This is a genomic window from Pseudomonas sp. A39 (genome assembly GCF_058145955.1).
The window spans coordinates 1-21720 of record NZ_JBYVMD010000069.1; the positions used below are offsets into that span (position 1 = coordinate 1).

19 protein-coding genes are annotated in these 21720 nt (G+C 59.7%); 11 read left to right on the forward strand and 8 right to left on the reverse strand.

Annotated elements, in window-relative coordinates:
* Nucleotides 1-119 precede the first annotated feature (119 nt).
* The gene (locus AC3ZU9_RS29285) at nucleotides 120-1475 is read right to left on the reverse strand and encodes a tryptophan--tRNA ligase (protein WP_012722198.1); all 1356 of its coding nucleotides are present in this window, start codon (nucleotides 1473-1475) and stop codon (nucleotides 120-122) included.
* A 24-nt stretch (nucleotides 1476-1499) separates the two neighbouring features.
* Nucleotides 1500-2129: an alpha/beta hydrolase gene (locus tag AC3ZU9_RS29290; protein ID WP_012722197.1), complete on the reverse strand. Its 630-nt coding sequence runs from the start codon at nucleotides 2127-2129 to the stop codon at nucleotides 1500-1502.
* A gap of 147 nt (nucleotides 2130-2276) precedes the next feature.
* On the opposite strand from AC3ZU9_RS29290, the gene AC3ZU9_RS29295 reads away from it, so the two are divergent.
* The gene (locus AC3ZU9_RS29295) at nucleotides 2277-2714 is read left to right on the forward strand and encodes a Z-ring associated ZapG family protein (RefSeq protein ID WP_003171734.1); all 438 of its coding nucleotides are present in this window, start codon (nucleotides 2277-2279) and stop codon (nucleotides 2712-2714) included.
* 124 nt (nucleotides 2715-2838) lie between these two features.
* On the opposite strand, the gene AC3ZU9_RS29300 is transcribed toward AC3ZU9_RS29295, so the two are convergent.
* The 3 genes from AC3ZU9_RS29300 to AC3ZU9_RS29310 form a co-directional block, all read right to left on the reverse strand.
* A complete protein-coding gene (locus AC3ZU9_RS29300) occupies nucleotides 2839-4563 on the reverse strand; it encodes an ABC transporter ATP-binding protein/permease (protein WP_064054748.1) in 1725 nt (574 codons plus the stop codon).
* Between the two features lie 97 nt (nucleotides 4564-4660).
* A complete protein-coding gene (locus tag AC3ZU9_RS29305) occupies nucleotides 4661-5221 on the reverse strand; it encodes a response regulator transcription factor (RefSeq protein ID WP_003171731.1) in 561 nt (186 codons plus the stop codon).
* Complete coding sequence (locus tag AC3ZU9_RS29310) at nucleotides 5214-6476, reverse strand: ATP-binding protein (protein ID WP_012722195.1); 1263 nt, start codon at nucleotides 6474-6476, stop codon at nucleotides 5214-5216. The genes AC3ZU9_RS29305 and AC3ZU9_RS29310 overlap by 8 nt, the downstream gene beginning before the upstream one ends.
* 204 nt (nucleotides 6477-6680) lie before the next feature.
* On the opposite strand from AC3ZU9_RS29310, the gene AC3ZU9_RS29315 reads away from it, so the two are divergent.
* The 10 genes from AC3ZU9_RS29315 to AC3ZU9_RS29360 all read left to right on the forward strand — a co-directional run bounded on the left by AC3ZU9_RS29315 (nucleotide 6681) and on the right by AC3ZU9_RS29360 (nucleotide 20102).
* Entirely contained in the window at nucleotides 6681-7394 is a 714-nt protein-coding gene (locus AC3ZU9_RS29315; protein ID WP_046034315.1) for an SIMPL domain-containing protein, read from the forward strand.
* Nucleotides 7395-7484: 90 nt separating this feature from the next.
* Nucleotides 7485-9086, forward strand: coding sequence for an ABC transporter substrate-binding protein (locus AC3ZU9_RS29320; protein WP_093542203.1), 1602 nt, complete (start codon nucleotides 7485-7487; stop codon nucleotides 9084-9086).
* Between the two features lie 258 nt (nucleotides 9087-9344).
* Complete coding sequence (locus AC3ZU9_RS29325; protein ID WP_064054745.1) at nucleotides 9345-10973, forward strand: ABC transporter substrate-binding protein; 1629 nt, start codon at nucleotides 9345-9347, stop codon at nucleotides 10971-10973.
* A gap of 304 nt (nucleotides 10974-11277) precedes the next feature.
* Nucleotides 11278-12882: an ABC transporter substrate-binding protein gene (locus tag AC3ZU9_RS29330; RefSeq protein WP_012722191.1), complete on the forward strand. Its 1605-nt coding sequence runs from the start codon at nucleotides 11278-11280 to the stop codon at nucleotides 12880-12882.
* A gap of 170 nt (nucleotides 12883-13052) precedes the next feature.
* Complete coding sequence (locus AC3ZU9_RS29335; protein ID WP_102061579.1) at nucleotides 13053-14468, forward strand: OprD family outer membrane porin; 1416 nt, start codon at nucleotides 13053-13055, stop codon at nucleotides 14466-14468.
* 80 nt (nucleotides 14469-14548) lie between these two features.
* A complete protein-coding gene (locus AC3ZU9_RS29340) occupies nucleotides 14549-16144 on the forward strand; it encodes an ABC transporter substrate-binding protein (RefSeq protein WP_102061578.1) in 1596 nt (531 codons plus the stop codon).
* 75 nt (nucleotides 16145-16219) lie between these two features.
* On the forward strand, nucleotides 16220-17230 hold the full coding sequence (locus AC3ZU9_RS29345) for an ABC transporter permease subunit (protein ID WP_003171721.1): 1011 nt from the start codon (nucleotides 16220-16222) through the stop codon (nucleotides 17228-17230).
* Between the two features lie 10 nt (nucleotides 17231-17240).
* Nucleotides 17241-18152, forward strand: a complete 912-nt coding sequence (locus tag AC3ZU9_RS29350) for an ABC transporter permease subunit (RefSeq protein WP_043204774.1) — start codon at nucleotides 17241-17243, stop codon at nucleotides 18150-18152.
* Between the two features lie 10 nt (nucleotides 18153-18162).
* Nucleotides 18163-19131 carry an ABC transporter ATP-binding protein gene (locus tag AC3ZU9_RS29355; RefSeq protein ID WP_012722187.1) on the forward strand — a complete coding sequence of 323 codons (969 nt, stop codon included), beginning with the start codon at nucleotides 18163-18165 and terminating at the stop codon, nucleotides 19129-19131.
* Nucleotides 19131-20102 carry a peptide ABC transporter ATP-binding protein gene (locus AC3ZU9_RS29360; protein ID WP_012722186.1) on the forward strand — a complete coding sequence of 324 codons (972 nt, stop codon included), beginning with the start codon at nucleotides 19131-19133 and terminating at the stop codon, nucleotides 20100-20102. The genes AC3ZU9_RS29355 and AC3ZU9_RS29360 overlap by 1 nt, the downstream gene beginning before the upstream one ends.
* Before the next feature lie 103 nt (nucleotides 20103-20205).
* Here AC3ZU9_RS29360 and AC3ZU9_RS29365 read toward each other — a convergent pair whose 3' ends face one another.
* From AC3ZU9_RS29365 to AC3ZU9_RS29375, 3 genes are all read right to left on the reverse strand, one after another.
* Nucleotides 20206-20469, reverse strand: coding sequence for a hypothetical protein (locus tag AC3ZU9_RS29365; protein WP_012722185.1), 264 nt, complete (start codon nucleotides 20467-20469; stop codon nucleotides 20206-20208).
* Nucleotides 20470-20567: 98 nt separating this feature from the next.
* Nucleotides 20568-20813 carry a hypothetical protein gene (locus AC3ZU9_RS29370; protein ID WP_012722184.1) on the reverse strand — a complete coding sequence of 82 codons (246 nt, stop codon included), beginning with the start codon at nucleotides 20811-20813 and terminating at the stop codon, nucleotides 20568-20570.
* 259 nt (nucleotides 20814-21072) lie between these two features.
* Nucleotides 21073-21720 (reverse strand): EF-Tu/IF-2/RF-3 family GTPase (locus tag AC3ZU9_RS29375; RefSeq protein WP_490091690.1); only part of this gene is annotated, 648 nt, incomplete at its 5' end.

Sequence of the window (21720 nt, forward strand, 5' to 3'; positions counted from 1 at the left end):
GGGCGTTTCAGATCAGCTTGATATCGTTCTAGGGGCGTCATAATTCGTTAGCAAGGCAACAAAAACGGGCCGTCACTGTAACGACGGCCCTGGATAATGGCAATCAACCCTTGGTCGGGTTAATCCTCGAGGGGGGTCAACGCAACGCGCAAGGCTTCGATGGCGGCATCACGGGATGCTTCGTCGGCGAACTCGGCGCTGTCTGCCACGGCGGAACCGTCCAGCCATACGCTGAAGCCCAGGGCCTCAGTGCGTACGTCCAAAGCGTCACCGCTCTGCAGCTGCTTGGTCACCACGCCCGCCGCCTTGCCATCGGCAAAGTGGCGCGACAGCAGCAGTTGCTCACCATCCGCCGCCAGCAGGCGGAAGCGGAAGCTGCCATCGTCTTCGCGAAAGCTCACGAACCGTGCAGCTTTCGCCGCTTTCTTCTTGGCCGCAACCGGCGCCGCAGCCTGGTTGACGAACGAACGCAGGCCCACCGCTTCGCGCAGTTCAGCCAGGAACGGTGCCGCCACGGCACGGGCCTTCTTGGCACCGACCAGCAGCAGGTCTTCCATGTCCGATGGGCGTGACATCAGTTGATGGTAGCGCTCACGGGCTTCGCCCAGTTGGCCATCCAGCAGCTGGAACAGACGGCTTTTCGCCTCGCCCCAACCCAGCCCTTGCAGCAGCTCGGCGCGGAACTCTTCTTCCTGGGCCTTGCTGGCAAACGCCTGGTACAGGGTGAACAGGTGCGAATTGTCCGGGTCCTTGGCTTCGCCAGGCGCGCGGGAGTCGGTAACGATCCGCGAGATGGCGTCCTTCATGTCCTTGGCGCTGGTGAACAACGGGATGGTGTTGTCGTAGCTCTTCGACATCTTGCGGCCATCCAGGCCCGGCAAAGTGGCGACGCTTTCTTCGATCAACGCCTCGGGCATGGTGAAGAATTCTTTGCCGTTGCCGAACAGGTGGTTGAAGCGCTGGCCAATGTCACGGGCCATTTCCACGTGTTGGATCTGGTCGCGACCCACCGGCACTTTGTGCGCGTTGAACATCAGGATGTCCGCCGCCATGAGCACCGGGTAGCTGTACAGGCCCATGGTGATGCCCGCATCCGGGTCTTCGCCGGTTTCCACGTTCTTGTCCACCGAGGCTTTGTAGGCGTGGGCGCGGTTGAGCAGGCCCTTGGCGGCCACGCAGGTCAGCAGCCAGGTCAGCTCGGGGATTTCCGGGATGTCCGACTGCCGATAGAACGTCACCCGGTTCACATCCAGGCCACCGGCCAGCCAGGTCGCGGCGATTTCCATACGCGAGCGCTGGATACGCTGCGGGTCATCGCATTTGATCAGGGCGTGGTAGTCGGCCAGGAAGTAGAACGAGTCGGCATTCGCGTCCTGGCTGGCCAGGATTGCCGGGCGGATCGCACCGGCGTAGTTGCCCAGGTGCGGCGTGCCGGTGGTGGTGATGCCGGTGAGGATACGGGTACGAGTCGTCATGGGTAATCGCTTATCAGACTGCTATCAATTCGAGAGACGCGGCAGCACCAGATCCTTGAGATCGGTCAGCTTGCCGTGAAAAAAGTGTCCGCATTCTGCCACTTTCAGCAGCTCATGGGGGCGTTTCAGGGCGGCGGACCAATCGTAGACCAGTTGCGGGTCGACCACTTCGTCGGTTTCCGGTTGGATCAAGGTCAGTGGGCAGCCTTGGGGAAGTGTGTCGGTATCGCGCAGGCGCATCACCGCAGCGGCGACCATGAACAGGTGCGCGAGTTTTTCACCCTTGGCTTCCAGGCGCCCGCCAAGGCTGGCAGCCACGTAGCCGCCGAAGGAAAACCCAAGCAGGGTGATCGGCAGATCAGGGTGTTTTTCCCGCAGCCACGTGGCGACCGCTTCGGCATCGTCCACTTCACCGGTGCTCATATCGTGCGTGCCGGCACTGGCGCCGACGCCACGGTAATTGAAACGCAAGGTAATCAAACCGGCATCGCGGGCGGTACGTTGCAGGGTCGATACAACTTTATTGAGCATGGTCCCACCCTGCACCGGGTTAGGGTGGCAGATCAGCGCCAGGCCACGTGGCTCGGGGTGATCCAGGTACAGGGCTTCCAATTGGCCTACCGGGCCATCGATCAAAACGGGGGTTTCACGCATGAGCAAGGAATGAACTCCGTGACCTCTCAAAGGGTCGACTCGTCTAGCTAAAAGTCTGTGCATGGCATCATTGCGAGCTTAATCGCGGTATACAGCGCAGGTCCGAGCCGTTAACGTAAAGCAAAGCCGTTTATAGAGGAAGGACTCGTGGAACACTCGCTCTTAGTTTGGTTGTTGCCGACTCTTGCCCTGGTTGCCGGTGTCGCCATTGGATTCCTGGTTGCTCGCTTGCTGCCGAATGCCGCGCCTAACCGCACGCAGCGTCAGCTGGATGACATTCAGGAACGTTTTGACAGTTATCAGAACGAGGTTGTTACCCACTTCAACAGCACCGCGACCCTGGTCAAGAAGCTCACCCAGAGCTACCAGGAAGTACAGGATCACCTCGCCGATGGCGCTAACCGCCTGGCCCTCGACGACATCACCCGTCAGCGTCTGCTGGCCGCGTTGCATTCCGATGCACCGCAAACCCCACGGGAACGCCTGACCCCGCCACGGGAAAACCAGGAGCCACCACGGGACTACGCGCCAAAGACGCCGAACGCCCCAGGCATGCTGGATGAGCATTACGGCTTGAAGAAGTAAGTCCTCTTCAGGCAATTAAAAAGCCCGGTTGATCGATGATCAGCCGGGCTTTTTTATGCACGCTCGCTCTCCAGAACAGGGTAGATCCAGTGTGGGCGTGCTCCCACACTGGCTGCACGCGACCTTAAGCCAGTGGTTGCTCCTGCAACCAGCCACCCTCGATCCGCACATGCCGCCCATGGAAGCGTTTGAGGCTGCTGCGATGACCCACGCTGACGATGCTCAGACCCGGCAGCTCATCAATCAGCGCCTGGTACAGCGTCGCCTCGTCCTCTTCATCCATCGCTGACGTGGCTTCGTCCATGTACAGCCATTGCGGTGCGAACAACAACGCGCGGGCAAAGGCCAGGCGTTGCTGCTCACCCGGCGAGAGCATGCGCTGCCAGTGATTGGCTTCATCCAGGCGCCCCACCAGGTGCGGCAGGCGGCAAGTTTCCAGGACCTGTGCATAACGTTCTGCCGAGTAGACGCTGTCGTCCTGTGGATAACTCAACACCGCCTTCAACGTGCCAATCGGCAAGTAGGGTTTCTGTGGCAGGAACAGGTAACGCTTGGCCGGCAGGCGAATGCTGCCGTGACCCGCAGGCCAGAGATGGCCCATGGCGCGCAGCAAGGTACTTTTGCCGCTGCCGGAACGGCCGCTGAGCATGACGCGCTGACCCGGCTCGACGATCATGTTGGCGTCGGTGAGCAGGTGGCGGCCATCGGCCAGGTTCATGCCCAACCCTTGCACCACCAGGCGTTCGCCTTCCGCGTGCACCTCAATGGCGGCCGGGCGTTGCTCGTTTTCATCCATGGCCTGCTGAAAGCTCAAGAGACGGTCGCTGGTCGCCCGCCAACCGGCCAGGTCGGCATAAGCGCTGATAAACCAGCTGAAGTTGCCTTGCACGTTGCCAAACGCCGAGTTGATTTGCATCAGCTCACCCAGCTCAATCTTCCCGGCAAAGTAGCGGGGCGCGGCGACCACAAAGGCAAACACGATCGCAATCTGTTCATAGCCGGCGGTGAAGAATGTCAGGCGCTTGGACACCTTCATGATGTCCCAGAAGTTATGCCAGACCTTGCCGAATCGCGTGCTCAAGCGCTGGTTTTCGTTAGCCTCGCCGTTGTACAAGGCGATGCTCTCGGCATTCTCCCGCACCCGCACCATGGAGAAACGCAGGTCCGCTTCGAAACGTTGTTGTTGGTTGCTCAAGCCGATCAACCGGCGACCGATCAGGTGGGTCAACCAACTGCCCACGCCGGCGTAGACCAATGCACACCAGAACATGTAGCCGGGGATGGTGATACCGAACACGTCAATGCTGCCCGACACGCCCCACAGGATGACGGAAAACGACACCAGGCTGACCACATTGCGCAGCAGCCCAAGACCTAGACTCAGCGTGTTCGAGGTAAAACTATTGAGGTCTTCGGAGATACGTTGGTCCGGGTTATCGGTGTAGCCGCCCTGCTCCAACTGGTAGTAGTTTTTGTTGCCAAGCCAGCGCGCAAAATGCTTTTCGGTGAGCCACGCCCGCCAGCGAATGGTCAGCATCTGAGTCAGGTAAAGGCGGTATACCGCGCCGAGAATAGCCACCGCTGCGATCGCGCAAAAATAGCCGATCTGTTGCCAGAAGGCGGCGGTGTCCTTTTTTTCCAGGGCGTTGTAGAAGTCCTTGTACCAGTGGTTGAGCCATACGGAAATTGCCACGCTGAACAGCGACAGGCCGATCACCGCGGCCAACAGCAACCAGGCTTTGCCCTTCTCTTCACTTCGCCAATAAGGCGTGATCATCGCCCAGGTTCGGCGAAAGAATTGCCCACGCACAGCGTCATTGACCGCGGAGTACTCAGCGTTCGGATTCATCGTTCAGGCTCGTAGGGAAGAAGGCAGGCGTTTGAACCGATCATAGGTGATCGGTTCAGCGTTTCGCGCGGCCTGAAGCAGGTTGTTCAGCTTAGGTTCAGCGTCGTACCGGACGTTTCTGCAGCTTGCGTTGCAGGGTGCGACGGTGCATACCCAAGGCCCGCGCAGTGGCGGAGATATTGCCTTCGTGCTCGGTCAGCACGCGCTGGATGTGCTCCCACTGCAGGCGGTCCACCGACATCGGGTTTTCCGGCACCAGGGTGTCAAGGTCGGCATGTTCGGACAGCAACGCGGCCAGCACGTCGTCGGCATCTGCCGGCTTGCACAGGTAGTTGCAGGCGCCGCGCTTGATCGCTTCGACAGCGGTGGCAATGCTGGAGTAACCGGTGAGGATCACCACGCGCATTTCCGGGTCGAGCTCCAGCAGCTTGGGCAGCAGCACCAGGCCGGAGTCGCCGTCCATTTTCAGGTCGAGCGCGGCGTAGTCCGGCAGATCGGCCTGGGCGATGGTCAGCCCTTCTTCGGCGGAGCCTGCGGTGCTCACGCGAAAACCGCGACGGCTCATGGCGCGCGCCATCACGCGGGTAAAGGTGGCGTCGTCATCTACCAGCAACAGGTGCGGCAGTTCTTCGCCTTCGACTTGGATCTCGTCACTCATCGATATCTCCTCGTGCGACACGGGGCAGGCGCAGCTCGGTGAGCGTGCCGCCTTCCTCATGACTATAGAGTTTTACTGAGCCACCGGCGCGGGTCACGCTGGCCTTGCTCAAAAAAAGACCGAGGCCGAAGCCTTTGCCCTTGGTGGTAAAGAACGGTTTGCCGATCTGTTCGGCAATGGCCAGCGGCACGCCCGCGCCGTGGTCACGAATACTGATGGTGACGTTTTCCAGGTCCCAGTCCAGTTGAACGCCCAGGCCTTCGGGGCAGGCGTCGGCGGCATTGTTCAACAAGTTGAGCAGGGCCTGGGTCAAGTCCGGCGGCGGCGCCATGCGCGGCACGGTGCCTTGCCCTAATAGATGAAAACGGTAACTGGCTTCGGGGCGCATCAGGTGCCAGCGGTTCAGGGCTTCATCGAGCCACTGGGTCACGTCCTGCATCTCCACCGCCAGGCGGCGATTGGCTTCGGCGGCGCGCACCAACTGCTGAAGGGTCTGCTTGCACTGCTTGACCTGCTCACGCAGCACGCCGAGATCTTCTTGCAACGCCGGGTCGTGATGGTCCTGGGTCATTTCGTTGAGCAGCACGCTCATGGTGGCCAAGGGTGTGCCCAGCTCATGGGCGGCGCCGGCGGCCTGGGTGGCAACGGCCAACAACTGCTGGTCGCGCAAGCCTTCTTCACGGCGAATCGCGCGCAGTTCTTCCTGGCGGCGCAGTTCTTCGGCCATGCGGGCAGCGAAGAACGTAATGACCGCAGCGGACAGCGCAAAGCTCAGCCACATCCCGTAGATCTGCAGGTTTTCCCGCGCGATCGGGAACGTTTGCAGCGGATAGAAGCGCGCCAACAGCAAGGTGTACAGCGTCAACGCGATGCCCGACAGCACCACCGAATAGCGCCACGGCAGGGTCACGGCGGCGATGGTCAGTGGCACCAGGTAATAAGAAACAAACGGATTGGTGGAACCACCGGAGAAATACAACAACACACTGTGGATAAACAGGTCGCACGCCAATTGCAGGGCGTATTCCAGCTCGGTCACCGGCCACGTGGTGCGCAACCGGATGGCGGTAAACACACAGAGCACGATGGAGAAACCCAGGGTCACGCCCAATTGCAGCCACGGCAGCGGCAACAGGTCGAACCAATAGGCGAGCCCGACGGAGCCGGCCTGTGCGGCCAGTACCAGGGTACGGATGAACGTCAGGCGCCAGAGGTTCTGGCGGGTGGCGGAAGTCAGTTTTACGGCGGCGAGCATGAGCTCTCCCGATGAGCGCTGCAGGCGGATCGGCAGGAGTATAAACGAAGCAGACCGCCTGGCACGGCGCGTGTGGCTCTTTGCCGCAGCCCGGGCAAATGACCGTTCGTCGGCATCGCCACATGTGTAGGTAATGTGTAAACCCGAAGAACCCACTGCCACCGTCTACAGTCATACCCAACACGCACATCCCAAGGAGCTTCCATGTCTCGTTTCACTCGCAGTGCAGCCGTCATCACGCTCAGCGTCGGCGCCCTGGCCAGCCTTCCAGCCCTGGCCGCCGATGAGCTGCATTACAACCAGATTTCCCTGCGCGCCGAGGTCAGCCAGGAGGTGGCCCGCGACAAGATGATCGTGACCCTCTACACCGAATCGCAGAACAGCGACCCGGCCAAGCTTGCCGCCGAAATCACCAATACCCTGAACAAGGCCCTCGGTGAGGCCCGCGAAGTCAAAGGCGTGACACTGCGCCAGGGCAGCCGTAACAGCTATCCGATCTACGACAACAAGAACCAGAAGATCACCGGCTGGCGTGAACGCGCCGAACTGCGCCTGGAAAGCGCAGACTTCCCGGCGCTGTCCAAACTCACCGGCGAACTGTTGAATAGCCTGAAAATGGAAAACATGGACTTCGCCATCGCCGACGCCACGCGCAAGTCCAGCGAAGATGCGCTGCTCAAGGACGCAGTCGCCGCGTTTAAAGCACGTGCGCAACTGGCCACCGATGCGTTGGGCGGCAAGGGTTACAAGATCGTGAACCTGAACTTCAACACCAACGGCTACCCGATGCCTTACGCCCGTGGCGGCATGATGATGAAAGCAGCCATGGCAGATTCGGCACCGACGCCTGAAGTCGAGGCCGGCACCAGCCAGGTAAGCATGAGCGCCGATGGCGTGATCGAAGTGCAGATGCAGTGACCCCTACCTGATTGGCCTGAACGGCGTTACCCTCGGTAGCGCCGTTTTCGTTTGGGCAGCTTATATATGCCTGCCATTTCAGGGGTCTCCATGGAAAGAATTGCCTTAAAACCGCTCATCCTCGCCGCAGGCCTGCTGGCCTTTATGCCACTGGCCCAAGCGGCCAGCACCCTGGTCTACTGCTCCGAAGCCAGCCCCGCCGGTTTCGACCCCAGCCAATACACCAGCGGCACCGACTTTGACGCGTCCGCCGAAACCGTGTTCAACCGCCTGACCCAGTTCAAGCGCGGCGGCACCGAAGTCGAACCTGGCCTGGCGACCAGTTGGGATATCTCCAAAGACGGCCTGACCTACACCTTCCACCTGCGGGATGGCGTCAAGTTCCACACCACTGATTTCTTCACCCCTACCCGCGACTTCAACGCGGATGATGTGCTGTTTACCTTCAACCGCCTGCTGGATGCCGATAGCCCGTTCCGCAAGGCCTACCCGTCCGAGTCGCCGTACTTCACCGACATGGGGTTGAACACCACGATCAAAAACGTCGAAAAACTCGACGAACACACCGTGCGTTTCAACCTGAACAACGTCGACGCTTCGTTCGTGCAGAACCTGGCCATGAGCTTTGCCTCGGTGCAGTCCGCCGAATACGCCGCCCAACTGCTCAAGCAAGGCAACGCTTCCGACATCAATCAAAAACCGGTGGGCACCGGCCCGTTTGTGTTCAAGCGTTACCAGAAGGACTCGCAGATCCGCTACGTGGCCAACAAGCAATATTGGAAACCCGAGGATGTGAAGCTCGACAACTTGGTGTTCGCCATCACCCCGGATGCCGCGTCGCGCCTGCAGAAGCTCAAGGCCGGCGAATGCCAGGTCAGCGGTTACCCGCGCCCTGCCGACATTGAAGTGATGAAACAAGACCCGAACTTGCGCGTGCTGCAGCAAGCCGGGTTCAACCTGGGCTTCCTGGCCTACAACGTGACCCACCCGCCGCTGGACCAGCTCAAGGTGCGCCAGGCGCTGGACATGGCCATCGATAAGCCGGCGATCATCAAGGCGGTGTACCAGAGCGCCGGGCAATTGGCGCAGAACGCGCTGCCGCCTGCGCAGTGGTCTTATGACCCCAGTATCAAGGACGCGCCCCACGACCCGGCAAAGGCCAAGGCGCTACTAAAAGAAGCAGGGGTTGCACCAGGTACCACCATCAACTTGTGGGCGATGACCGTACAGCGTGCTTCCAACCCGAACGCGCGGATGTCGGCACAAATGATCCAGCAGGATTGGGCAAAGATCGGCATCAAGGCCAACATCGTCAGCTATGAGTGGGGCGAATACATCAAGCGCGCCAAAAACGGCGAGCATGACGCGATGATTTATGGCTGGACTGGCGACAACGGCGACCCGGATAACTGGCTCGGCGTGCTCTACAGTTGTGCCGCGGTCAAGGGCAGCAACTACGCCAAATGGTGTAACCCGGCCTACGACAAACTGGTGCAGCAAGCCAAAGTCAGCAACGACCGCGAGCAGCGCATCAAGTGGTATCAACAGGCACAAAAAATCCTTAAGGAACAAGTACCTATAACGCCTATTGCGAACTCGACGGTTTTCCAACCGCTGCGCAAGGAAGTCCAGGACTTCAAGATCAGCCCTTTCGGGCTGACGCCGTTCTATGGCGTGAGTCTAGATAAGTAACAGCCGTGCGCCAACCGAGTGCGCCAGACGCCTCGGTTGGTCTTTTTTGGTGCAGCTCACGCACCGAAAAAACCCTCAAAATATGCGCAAATATGTACAAACTTTCATAATTGCGACATTCCTGTACGTTCGTACCACTGTTTCACCCTTGCAACGGTTCAGCATCTTGCAATGGGTATGGCGCCTGCATAAGTATCCGCAGGCCGACTCACGAGGTCGCCCTCACCACCAAAAATGACAACAAATCATGAGGCCAACATGCTTAAACACGCAGTCCTTCCGTTATTAGTGAGCGCTGGCCTTATGGCCGCCGCCCCCGTAGCCCTTGCGGCAACTAACCTGGTGTTCTGCTCCGAAGGGAGCCCGGCCGGTTTCGACCCAGGCCAGTACACCACCGGAACAGACTTCGATGCCTCGGCCGAAACCATGTTCAACCGCCTGACCCAGTTCGAACGCGGCGGCACCGCTGTGATTCCTGGGCTGGCCACCAGCTGGGACGTGTCCCCGGATGGCTTGACCTACACCTTCCACCTGCGTGATGGCGTCAAGTTCCACACCACCGCGTACTTCAAGCCGACCCGTACCTTCAATGCCGATGACGTGCTGTTCACGTTCAACCGCATGATCAACAAGGACGATCCGTTCCGCAAAGCCTACCCCACCGAGTTCCCGTACTTCACGGACATGGGGATGGACACCAACATCAAGAACATCGAGAAAGTCGATGAGCACACGGTCAAGTTCACCCTTGGCACTGTGGACGCCGCCTTTATCCAGAACCTGGCAATGAGCTTCGCGTCGATCCAGTCGGCTGAATACGCCGCCCAACTGTTGAAAGAAGGCAAGGCCTCGGACATCAACCAGAAACCGGTCGGTACTGGCCCGTTCGTGTTCAAGAGCTACCAGAAAGACTCGAACATCCGTTACACCGGCAACAAGGACTACTGGAAACCTGAAGACGTGAAGATCGACAACCTGATCTTCGCCATCACCACCGACCCGTCGGTGCGTATCCAGAAGCTGAAGAAAAACGAATGCCAGATCACCCTGTTCCCGCGTCCGGCCGACCTCAAGGCGCTGGAAGCCGACAAGGACCTGAAACTGCCGAACCAGGCCGGTTTTAACCTGGGCTACATCGCCTACAACGTCATGGACAAGGTCAAGGGCAGCGACCAGCCCAACCCGCTGGCTGACCTGCGCGTGCGCCAGGCGCTGGACATGTCGGTGAACAAGCAACAGATCATCGACTCCGTGTACCAGGGCGCCGGTCAACTGGCCGTCAACGCCATGCCGCCGACCCAATGGTCGTATGACACCACCATCAAGGACGCCAAGTACGATCCTGAGAAAGCCAAGGCACTGCTCAAGGAAGCCGGCGTCAAGGAAGGGACCGAAATCGTTCTGTGGGCCATGCCGGTTCAGCGTCCGTACAACCCGAACGCCAAGCTGATGGCTGAAATGCTGCAAAACGACTGGAAGAAGATCGGTCTGAACGTGAAAATCACCAGCTACGAGTGGGGCGAGTACATCAAGCGCTCCAAAGGTGGCGAGAACCAGGCCATGATCATTGGCTGGAGCGGTGACAATGGTGACCCGGACAACTGGCTGAACGTGCTGTTCGGCTGCGACTCGCTGTCCGGTAACAACTTCTCCAAGTGGTGCGACAAGAAATTCGACGGCATCGTGAAAGAAGCCAAGGCCACATCGGATGTCGCCAAACGCACCGAGCTGTATAAGCAGGCGCAACATATCCTCAAAGATGCAGTCCCGATGACACCTATCGCGCACTCGACGGTGTATCAACCCATGCGCAACACCGTGCAGGACTTCAAGATCAGCCCGTTTGGCTTGAACTCCTTCTACGGCGTGAGCGTAAGCGGCAAGTAAGAAGCCTTGACGGCGACGTTTCATAACGTCGCCGTTATTGCATCCGCCTGGCCAGTAGGCAACAGGCCGTGCTCGCAATCGTTGCGTCCTACAGCAATGAACTGCGAAGCGCGACGCCATTGCCTACAAGGTCAATCCGATTTGGCGCATTTACTGCGAAGTCCGAGACCCATAACGTCGTAGGACAGCAGAGGCTGCTAACACGGAAAGGCACTTGCTGCGTGTGGGATCAGTGATGTTCCCCTGGCCGTACGCCAGGGGGGTTGCTCGCTGATGACAATTACAAACAAGGATCGGGATCGTCATGCGCCATACCACCGTTCTATCCGCAATTTTTGGCACCAGCCTGTTGGCTGCGGCCACGATGGGCTATGCCGCCGACAAAAAGAGCCTGGTGTTCTGCTCAGAAGGCAGCCCGGCAGGCTTTGACACCGCGCAATACACCACCGCCACCGATAACGATGCGGCCGAACCGCTGTACAACCGTCTGGTTGAGTTTGAAAAGGGCGAGACCGGTGTCGTACCTGCGCTGGCAACCAAGTGGGATATTTCGCCAGATGGCCTGACCTACACCTTTCACCTGCGCGAAGGGGTGAAATTCCACAGCAACAAGGAATTCAAACCGACGCGGGACTTCAACGCCGACGACGTGCTGTTCACCTTCAACCGCATGCTTGACGCCGACCATCCGTTTCGCAAGGCCTACCCCACCGAGTTTCCGTACTTCAACGGGATGAGCCTGAACAAGAACATTGCCAAGGTCGAGAAAACCGACCCGCACACCGTGGTGATGACCCTGAACACGGTCGACGCCGCGTTTATCCAGAACATCGCCATGAGCTTCGCCGCGATCCTCTCGGCCGAATATGCCGAGCAACTGCTCAAGACCGGCAAGCCCAGCGACATCAACCAGAAGCCCATCGGCACCGGCCCTTTCGTGTTCCAGCGGTACCAGAAAGATTCGCAGATCCGGTACGTGGCCAACAAACAGTACTGGGACCCGAGCAAGGTCAAGCTGGACCAGTTGATCTTCGCCATCAACACCGACGCGTCGGTGCGGGTGCAAAAGCTCAAGGCGGGCGAATGCCAGGTGACGCTGCATCCGCGCCCGGCTGACGTCGACGCCCTCAAGGCCGACCCAAACCTGCAACTGCTGACCAAGCCGGGTTTCAACCTCGGCTACATCGCCTACAACGTGCGCCACAAGCCGTTCGACCAGCTCGAAGTGCGCCAGGCGCTGGACATGGCGGTGAACAAGCAGAGCATTCTGAACGCCGTGTACCAAGGCGCAGGGCAACTGGCGGTCAACGCCATGCCGCCGACGCAGTGGTCCTACGACGACAGTATCCAGGACGCCGCCTACAACCCGGAAAAGGCCAAGGAACTGCTCAAGGCCGCCGGCGTTAAGGAAGGCACCGAAATCACCCTATGGGCGATGCCGGTACAACGCCCGTACAACCCCAATGCCAAGCTGATGGCCGAGATGCTGCAAAGCGACTGGGCCAAGATCGGCCTCAAGGTCAAGATCGTCAGCTACGAGTGGGGCGAATACATCAAGCGCACCAAGAACGGTGAGCACGATGTGAGCCTGATCGGCTGGACCGGCGACAACGGTGACCCGGACAACTGGCTGGGCACCCTCTACAGCTGCGACGCCATCGGCGGGAACAACTACTCCATGTGGTGTGACCCGGCGTACGACAAGCTGATCAAGCAAGCCAAGGTCGTGACCGACCGCGAACAAAGGACTGTTCTCTACAAACAGGCGCAGCAACTGCTCAAGCAGCAGGTGCCGATCACGCCAGTCGCCCACTCGACGGTCAACCAGCCGTTAAGCGCCAAAGTCGAAGGTTTCAAGGTCAGCCCCTTCGGCCGCAACGTGTTCTCGGGCGTCAGTATCACCCCATAAGAAAATAACCGGATTGCGCAAGGCGGCCTCCGCCTTGCTGCAAACGCGCGGCCTTTTGTTGGGATTTTTCCTACGCCAAACGTTTGCATGAGCTTGAACGAGTTACACACCCAATAGCCGGATCACCAAAAAAGACCGGCATTAAAAAGAGAACCAAAGGAGCTTCATTCATGAAACTGAGCAGCAAAGCGCTTCTGGCCCTGGCCATCAGCACCATCACGGCTACCGCCTACGCTGAAACCACCAGCCAGGACTTCGTTCCGACCACCCTGGCCGGCACCAGCGCGCAAAGCGAGGCCAAAGGCTTTATCGACGGTCAAAGCCTGGGCGGTACCACGCGTAACTGGTACTCCAACGAGATGAAGTTTCGTGGTCAGAAGTTTGGCTACTACAAAACTGAAGCCGATAAAGCCAATGATGTAACTACCCGGGTTTCTCGCCGCTACAACTGGGCCCAAGGCACCATCCTCAACTACACCTCGGGCTTCACCCAAGGCACAGTTGGCGTGAGTACCGAAGTTGCCGCTTACAACTACATCGCGCTTGACCGGGACCAAAAAGACATCGCTGGCGGCTCCAACCGTACCCTGGCTCACTCCTTCGGTGACGCAGTAGGCCAGTGGAGCAAGCTGGGCCTGGCTAACGTCAAGTTCCGCGTATCGAACACCACCTTGACCGCCGGTCGCCAGAACTTCAGCAGCGGAATCGTCGACACCATCGGCAACCGCGCCCTGCCTTCGAGCTTCGAAGGTGTGAGCTTCAACAGCGAAGAGTTCAGCAACCTGTCGTTCCAGGGCGGCATCTTCGACCGCGTTTCGCCGCGTACCGAGCAGAGCCTGTCGAAATTCCGTTCCGAATACGGCAATGGCCAGGAAACCGACAAGGTCAAAACCCTGGGCTTCAACTACCAGCCGTTCAAGAGCCTGAAAACCAGCGTGTTCGCCGCTAACGTCGAAGACTTCTGGAACCAGTACTACTTCGGCGCTACCCATGAACTGGGTGATGCACAGACCCTGGCACTGACCACCGGCCTGAACTACTACAAAACCACTGACACCGGCAGCAAGAAGATGGGCAACATCGACAACGACACCTACTCGTTGTCCCTGGGACTGACTCACCAAGCCCACAGCCTGACCTTCTCGTACCAGGAAGTGAACGGCGACGAGTACTTCGACTACCTGCACGAAACCAACGGCATCTACCTGGCCAACTCCCTGACTTCGGACTTCAACAGCCCGAACGAGAAGTCCTTCCAGATCGCCTACGGCATCAACATGGCCGAATACGGCGTGCCAGGCCTGAAGTTCAACGTCTACTCGGCTCGCGGTTGGGGCATCGACGGTACTCACTACAAAGGCACCGCCTACGGCGAAGCCGGCGCGTCGCGCAGCGACTTGCGCCTGATGGACGGCGAGAAGCACCAGGAATACGGTGTTGGCTCGTCCTACGCGATCCAGAGCGGCCCACTCAAGGCCACTACCATTCGTGCAACCTACGTGACTCACCGTGCCAGCTCCGAACAAGCTGACGGCAACATCAAAGAGTTCCGCCTGGTCACCACCATCCCATTCAACATTCTTTAATTAGCGCCAGGTAGACGGCGGGCTCAGGACGAGCCCGCCGTCTACGCTTGTCTGGTCCCATCGATTGCAGAGGGCTCTGAATGAAAATGCTCCCGCTACAAGCCGCTATGGCTGCCGCGCTGTTGAGCGTGGCGATCGGCGTTTCGGCCAAACCGCTGGTGGTCTGCACCGAAGCCAGCCCGGAAGGTTTCGACCCGGTCCTGTACACCACGGCCGTGACCGCTGACGCCGCTGCTGAAACCATGTTCAACCGCCTGGTGGACTTCAAGCCCGGCACCACTGAAATCGTTCCCGCGCTCGCCAAGACCTGGGAAATCAGTGACGACGGCCTGACCTATACGTTCCACCTGCGCGATGACGTCAAGTTCCACACGACCGACTACTTCAAACCCACGCGCAACTTGAATGCCGATGACGTGCTCTGGAGCTTCCAGCGCCAGTTGGACCCGAAACACCCTTGGCATAACAAATCCGCCACGGGTTTCCCCTATTTTGAAAGCATGGGCTTCAAGGAACTGCTCAAAAGTGTCGAGAAGACTGATGACCACACGGTGGTCTTCACCCTGACGCGCCCTGAGGCACCGTTCCTGGCCGATGTCGCGATGCCGTTTACCGCCATCCACTCCGCTGAATACGCCGACAAACTACTCGCCGCCGGTAAGACCGATGAGCTCAACAGCAAGCCGATCGGTACCGGCCCGTTCATCTTCATCCGCTACCAGAAAGATGCCCAGGTACGCTTCAAGGCCAACCCGGAGTACTTCCGTGGCAAGCCGCCGGCCGATCCGTTGATCCTGGCCATCGCCGTCGACAACAACGTGCGCCTGCAGAAGCTCAAAGCCAACGAATGCCAGGTCGCGCTATATCCCAAGCCCGATGACCTGCCCAGCATCAAGAAAGACCCGAACCTGAAGGTCGATGAACTGGCGGCGATGACCACCGCCTACACCGCACTGAACACCACCCACAAGTACATGAGCGACGCGCGGGTGCGTCATGCGATCAACATCGCGTTCGACAAAAAAGGCTACAACGAATCGCTGTACGGCAAAGGCAACGCTGTCGATGCCACCGGCCCGTTTCCACCCACGCTGCTGGGATTCAACGACAAGTTGAAAAACCCACCTCGCGACCTCGACAAGGCCCGCGCCCTGCTCAAGGAAGCCGGCGTACCGGAAGGCACCGAGTTCACCCTGTTCACCCGTAACGGCGGCGGCCCGACCAACCCTAACCCGATGCTCGGCGCACAGCGCATGCAGGCGGATCTGGCGCAGATTGGCCTGAAGGTGAATATCAAGGTCATGGAATGGGGCGAAATGCTCAAGCGCGCCAAAGCCGGCGAGCACGACATGGTTTCTGCCGGTTGGGCGGGGGATAACGGTGACCCGGATAACTTCCTTACGCCAAACCTGAGTTGCGATGCAGCGAAAAACGGCGAAAACTACGCGCGCTGGTGTAACAAAGAGTTTCAAGACTTGATCGACAAGGCGCGCGCTGTCGCTGAACCCGCACAACGCGCTGCACTCTATGAACAAGCAATGGACGTTTTCGACAAGGACCAACCATGGATTCCCATGGCTTACCCGAAAATGTTCACCGCCATGCGCAAGAACGTGGAGGGTTATACCCAAAGCCCTCTGACGAACAATAACTTCGCCACTACCCAGGTGAAGTAATAAGAGAAACGCTCGGCACCGCCCACCAGGGTGGTGCCGGACCTGCCTAACCGGCTGATTGAGGTACACCACAAGATGTTTAGTTTTATTGCCCGCCGACTGGGGTTATTGATCCCCACGTTTTTCGGCATAACGTTGCTCACGTTTGCGTTGATTCGCATGATCCCTGGCGACCCCGTCGAAGTCATGATGGGCGAGCGGCGCGTCGACCCCGAGATGCACGCACAGGCAATGGAACGCCTTGGCCTTAACAAGCCGTTGTATGCGCAATACCTGGATTACGTCGGCAAGCTCGCCCAGGGCGACCTTGGCGAATCGTTGCGCACCCGCACCAGCGTGTGGACTGAATTCACCGCCCTCTTCCCGGCGACCCTGGAACTGTCCATGGCCGCCCTGTTGTTCGCCGGTATCCTGGGCCTGTTGGCCGGGGTGATCGCGGCCTTGAAGCGAGGATCCCTGTTCGACCATGGGGTGATGGGCATCTCCCTCGCGGGCTATTCGATGCCGATCTTCTGGTGGGGCCTGATCCTGATCATGTTCTTCTCGGTAAGCCTGGGCTGGACCCCGGTTTCCGGGCGTATCGACCTGCTTTACGACATCGAGCCGCGCACCGGCTTCATGCTGATCGATACCCTGCTGGCTGACGAGCCGGACGCGTTCTGGGATGCGCTGCACCACCTGATCCTGCCGGCCATCGTGCTCGGCACCATCCCGTTGGCGGTGATCGCACGGATGACCCGTTCGTCGATGCTCGAAGTGCTGCGCGAAGACTACATCCGTACCGCCAAGGCCAAAGGCCTGTCGCCGGCACGCGTGGTATTCGTGCACGGCCTGCGTAACGCGCTGATCCCGGTATTGACCGTGGTTGGCCTGCAAGTCGGCACCCTGCTGGCCGGTGCGGTATTGACCGAAACCATCTTCTCGTGGCCCGGCATCGGCAAATGGCTGATCGAAGCCATTGGCGCGCGGGACTACCCGGTGGTGCAGAACGGCATCCTGCTGATCGCCTGCCTGGTGATCCTGGTGAACTTCGTGGTGGATATCCTCTACGGCTTCGCCAACCCACGCATCCGTCACCAGCGCTGAGATCATGACCATGACCACACCTACTCAAGTGTCAGCAGTCGATCAAAGCCTGCTGTACCCGTCTCCGTACAAAGAATTCTGGCAAGCCTTCTCCAAGAACAAAGGCGCGGTTGCCGGCCTGCTGTTCATGGTGCTGATCGTGTTCTGCGCGATCTTCGCACCGTGGGTTGCCCCGCATAACCCGAGCGAGCAATACCGAGACTTCCTGCTGACCCCGCCGTCGTGGCTGGAAGGCGGGCAGATCCAGTTCCTGCTCGGCACCGACGAACTTGGCCGTGACTTGCTCTCGCGTCTTATCCAAGGCTCGCGCCTGTCGTTGCTGATCGGTTTGTCGTCGGTGGTGATGTCGCTGATCCCGGGCATCCTGTTGGGCCTGTTCGCCGGGTTCTTCCCGCGCTTGCTCGGCCCGACCATCATGCGCCTGATGGACATCATGCTGGCCCTGCCCTCGCTGCTGCTGGCGGTGGCCATTGTCGCGATCCTTGGCCCTGGCCTGATCAACACCGTGATCGCGATCGCCATCGTGTCGCTGCCGTCCTATGTCCGCCTGACCCGCGCTGCGGTGATGGGTGAGCTGAACCGTGACTATGTGACTGCCGCCCGCCTCGCCGGCGCCGGTCTGCCACGCCTGATGTTCATCACCGTGCTGCCTAACTGCATGGCACCGCTGATCGTCCAGGCCACCCTGAGTTTCTCCTCGGCGATCCTCGATGCTGCGGCCCTGGGCTTCCTTGGCCTTGGCGTACAACCGCCAACCCCTGAGTGGGGCACCATGCTGGCTTCGGCCCGTGACTACATCGAACGCGCCTGGTGGGTGGTGAGCCTGCCGGGTTTGACCATTTTGCTCAGCGTGCTGGCAATCAACTTGATGGGCGACGGTCTGCGCGATGCGCTGGACCCGAAACTCAAGAACGCCGCCTGAGGAGATTCCCATGTCACTGTTAGAAATCAAGAATCTCAACGTGCGCTTCGGCGACAAGACCGCCGTGCCGGTGGTCGATGGCCTCGACATTACCGTCGACAAAGGCGAAGTCCTGGCGATTGTTGGCGAGTCGGGCTCGGGTAAATCCGTGACCATGATGGCGCTGATGGGCCTGATCGAACACCCCGGCATCGTCACCGCCGACGCGCTGAACTTCGACGGCAAGGACATGCTCAAGCTGAGCAACCGCCAGCGTCGCCAGATCGTCGGTAAAGACCTGGCGATGGTATTCCAGGACCCGATGACCGCGCTGAACCCCAGCTACACCGTGGGTTTCCAGATTGAAGAAGTGCTGCGCCTGCACCTGAAAATGTCCGGCAAGCAAGCGCGCAAGCGCGCCATCGAACTGTTGGAAAAGGTTGAAATCCCCGGCGCTGCCAGCCGTATGGACGCCTACCCGCACCAACTGTCCGGCGGTATGAGCCAGCGCGTGGCAATCGCCATGGCGATTGCCGGCGAGCCGAAGCTGCTGATCGCCGACGAACCGACCACCGCGTTGGACGTGACCATCCAGGCGCAGATCATGGAACTGCTGCTGGCCCTGCAGAAAGAACAGAACATGGGCCTGGTGCTGATCACCCACGACCTCGCGGTCGTGGCCGAAACCGCCCAGCGCGTGTGCGTGATGTACGCCGGCCAAGCCGTGGAAGTCGGCCAGGTGCCGCAACTGTTCGACATTCCGGCGCACCCGTACAGCGAAGCCCTGCTCAAGGCGATTCCCGAGCACAGCCTCGGCGCCACGCGCCTGGCCACGCTGCCGGGTATCGTGCCCGGTCGTTATGACCGCCCGCAGGGTTGCCTGCTGTCGCCGCGCTGCCCGTATGTGCAGGAGTCCTGCCGTACCCAGCGGCCTGGGCTTGATCCGAAAAGCAACAGCCTTGCGCGCTGCTTCTACCCCTTGAACCAGGAGGTGGCGTAATGGCCGTCGTTCTTACCGCCCGCGACCTCACCCGTCACTACGAAGTGTCCCGTGGCCTGTTCAAGGGCCATGCGTTGGTACGCGCGCTTAATGGTGTGTCGTTTGAACTGGAAGCCGGCAAGACCCTCGCCGTGGTAGGCGAGTCGGGTTGCGGCAAATCCACCCTGGCCCGTGCACTCACGCTGATTGAAGAGCCGTCTTCGGGCTCCTTGAAAATCGCCGGCCAGGAAGTGGCCGGCGCCGACAAGGCCCAGCGCAAGCAATTGCGCAAAGACGTGCAGATGGTGTTCCAGAGCCCGTATGCCTCGTTGAACCCACGCCAGAAGGTCGGCGATCAACTCGGCGAGCCGTTGCTGATCAACACCAACTTGTCGGCCGCCGAGCGCCGCGAGAAAGTCCAGGCGATGATGAAGCAAGTGGGCCTGCGCCCTGAGCATTATCAGCGCTACCCGCACATGTTCTCCGGTGGCCAGCGCCAGCGCATCGCCCTGGCCCGCGCCATGATGCTGCAACCGAAAGTGTTGGTGGCGGATGAACCGACCTCGGCACTCGACGTGTCGATCCAGGCCCAGGTGCTCAACCTGTTCATGGATTTGCAGCAGGAATTCAACACCGCCTACGTGTTCATTTCCCACAACCTCGCGGTGGTGCAACACGTCGCCGATGACGTGATGGTGATGTACCTCGGCCGCCCGGTGGAAGTCGGCCCCAAGGAAGACATCTACGCCCGGCCGCTGCACCCGTACACTCAGGCGCTGCTGTCGGCCACCCCGACCATCCACCCGGACCCGAGCAAGCCGAAGATCAAGATCGTCGGCGAATTGCCCAACCCCCTGAACCCGCCGCCTGGCTGCGCGTTCCACAAACGCTGCCCGTACGCGACCCAGCGGTGCAGCACCGAGGAGCCGCAGCTGCGGCCGTTGGATAACCGCCAAGTGGCTTGCCATTACGCGGAGCAGTTTGTGGCTTAAAGCAACACGCTCCCTCAGGGGTAAGCAGTGGTAACGCGTTTCACAGCCCTTCCCACCCGGTTGCGCATCAGCCGGGTGGGAGGGGCTTTCTTTTGGTCAAGACCTACGTTTGGCTGTCGCCATCATCGTCGTCCGGGTCGTCACTGTCCGGCTCGTTCGTGGTGGAGTCATCATCGTCCTTGCTGCCACCCTGATCCTGGTCCCCAGGCTCAGCTTCAGACTTGGCCAACTGCAGGCCCTTGTCATGCGACGCCGAAAAGCTCGCCTGACCGCTCTGCACCGGGTTATGTGCCCAGGCCGCCGACATACCCAACGACATCAGCACCAGCACCTTTATCAACAGCACGACTCGTTGAAAAATACTCATGGTCGATTTCCGTCCAGTCAGTAGATGAAACCCGTACGACAGTGATCCACCGTCGCCAGTCCTTGAAGCTAGTTGTGATACTGGGTTTGCGCCAGCTATCAGGTGTCCCCGTCATCATAGGTTTCGCTGTCTTCCCCTTCGTTGTAGGGGTTTTCTGCGTCCTCTTTGGGGGCAGGCTGAGCCTGAGGTTGCCAACTGCCAGAGTTGACCTCCTGCTGCTTTTTCTTGGTGACAGGGCCGGTGTCCTTCCACTGGGGCGTTCCGGCGCCTGCAAGCGCCAATGAGGCGGACAACCCCAAAGCCCCGAGCAGCACCAGTTGAATGGCGCGTTGAGTTATACGCACGGTGGCCTCCTATTCCGTCGATGGGTAAGTGAAATACCTGAAACGCTAGACGGGATGTAAGGTTCTCGCCAATTCCACGCCTGGCTGAAAGCAAAATGTGGGAGGGGGCTTGCCCCCGATGGCGGCGTACCAGCCAGCGGACTTATTGATTGATACACTGCTATCGGGGGCAAGCCCCCTCCCACATTTTTGATGGGTGAGCGGCCATGAAAAAGGGCGAGGCCATCACAGCTTCGCCCTGTTCCTTACCGCTCAGACCTTAATGGTGCTCGCGAGTCGCACGGAATTTCACATCCGGCCAGCGCTCTTCCATCAGTGCCAAATTGACTCGGGTCGGCGCCAGGTAGGTCAAATGACCACCACCATCCACCGCCAGGTTTTCCACCGCTTTGTTGGAAAACTCTTCCAGCTTCTTCTTATCACTGCAATCGATCCAACGCGCGGAGTACACGGTGATCGGCTCATACGAGCACTCAACCTTGTATTCCTCTTTCAAGCGGCTCGCGACCACATCGAACTGCAGCACACCGACGGCGCCGAGGATGATGTCGTTGCTGCGCTCAGGGAAGAACACCTGGGTGGCGCCCTCTTCCGCCAATTGCTGCAGGCCTTGGCGCAGTTGCTTGGATTTGAGCGGGTCACGCAGGCGCACGCGGCGGAACAGTTCCGGGGCGAAGTGCGGGATGCCGGTGAAGCTCAGGGACTCGCCTTCGGTGAAGGTGTCGCCGATCTGGATGGTGCCGTGGTTGTGCAGGCCGATGATGTCGCCGGCGAAGGCTTCTTCGAGCTGTTCACGCTCGGAGGAGAAGAACGTCAGGGCATCGCCGATGCGCACGTCCTTGCCGGTGCGCACGTGGCGCATCTTCATGCCTTTGTCGTATTTGCCGGAGCAGATGCGCATGAAGGC

Excerpts from the sequence above, each read along its gene's own strand:
- AC3ZU9_RS29285 (WP_012722198.1), bottom strand. The coding sequence starts at position 1,475 with ATGACGACTCGTACCCGTATCCTCACCGGCATCACCACCACCGGCACG.
- AC3ZU9_RS29290 (WP_012722197.1), bottom strand. The coding sequence starts at position 2,129 with ATGCGTGAAACCCCCGTTTTGATCGATGGCCCGGTAGGCCAATTGGAA.
- AC3ZU9_RS29300 (WP_064054748.1), bottom strand. The coding sequence starts at position 4,563 with ATGAATCCGAACGCTGAGTACTCCGCGGTCAATGACGCTGTGCGTGGG.
- AC3ZU9_RS29305 (WP_003171731.1), bottom strand. The coding sequence starts at position 5,221 with ATGAGTGACGAGATCCAAGTCGAAGGCGAAGAACTGCCGCACCTGTTG.
- AC3ZU9_RS29310 (WP_012722195.1), bottom strand. The coding sequence starts at position 6,476 with ATGCTCGCCGCCGTAAAACTGACTTCCGCCACCCGCCAGAACCTCTGG.
- AC3ZU9_RS29315 (WP_046034315.1), top strand. The coding sequence starts at position 6,681 with ATGTCTCGTTTCACTCGCAGTGCAGCCGTCATCACGCTCAGCGTCGGC.
- AC3ZU9_RS29320 (WP_093542203.1), top strand. The coding sequence starts at position 7,485 with ATGGAAAGAATTGCCTTAAAACCGCTCATCCTCGCCGCAGGCCTGCTG.
- AC3ZU9_RS29325 (WP_064054745.1), top strand. The coding sequence starts at position 9,345 with ATGCTTAAACACGCAGTCCTTCCGTTATTAGTGAGCGCTGGCCTTATG.
- AC3ZU9_RS29330 (WP_012722191.1), top strand. The coding sequence starts at position 11,278 with ATGCGCCATACCACCGTTCTATCCGCAATTTTTGGCACCAGCCTGTTG.
- AC3ZU9_RS29335 (WP_102061579.1), top strand. The coding sequence starts at position 13,053 with ATGAAACTGAGCAGCAAAGCGCTTCTGGCCCTGGCCATCAGCACCATC.
- AC3ZU9_RS29340 (WP_102061578.1), top strand. The coding sequence starts at position 14,549 with ATGAAAATGCTCCCGCTACAAGCCGCTATGGCTGCCGCGCTGTTGAGC.
- AC3ZU9_RS29345 (WP_003171721.1), top strand. The coding sequence starts at position 16,220 with ATGTTTAGTTTTATTGCCCGCCGACTGGGGTTATTGATCCCCACGTTT.
- AC3ZU9_RS29350 (WP_043204774.1), top strand. The coding sequence starts at position 17,241 with ATGACCACACCTACTCAAGTGTCAGCAGTCGATCAAAGCCTGCTGTAC.
- AC3ZU9_RS29355 (WP_012722187.1), top strand. The coding sequence starts at position 18,163 with ATGTCACTGTTAGAAATCAAGAATCTCAACGTGCGCTTCGGCGACAAG.
- AC3ZU9_RS29360 (WP_012722186.1), top strand. The coding sequence starts at position 19,131 with ATGGCCGTCGTTCTTACCGCCCGCGACCTCACCCGTCACTACGAAGTG.
- AC3ZU9_RS29365 (WP_012722185.1), bottom strand. The coding sequence starts at position 20,469 with ATGAGTATTTTTCAACGAGTCGTGCTGTTGATAAAGGTGCTGGTGCTG.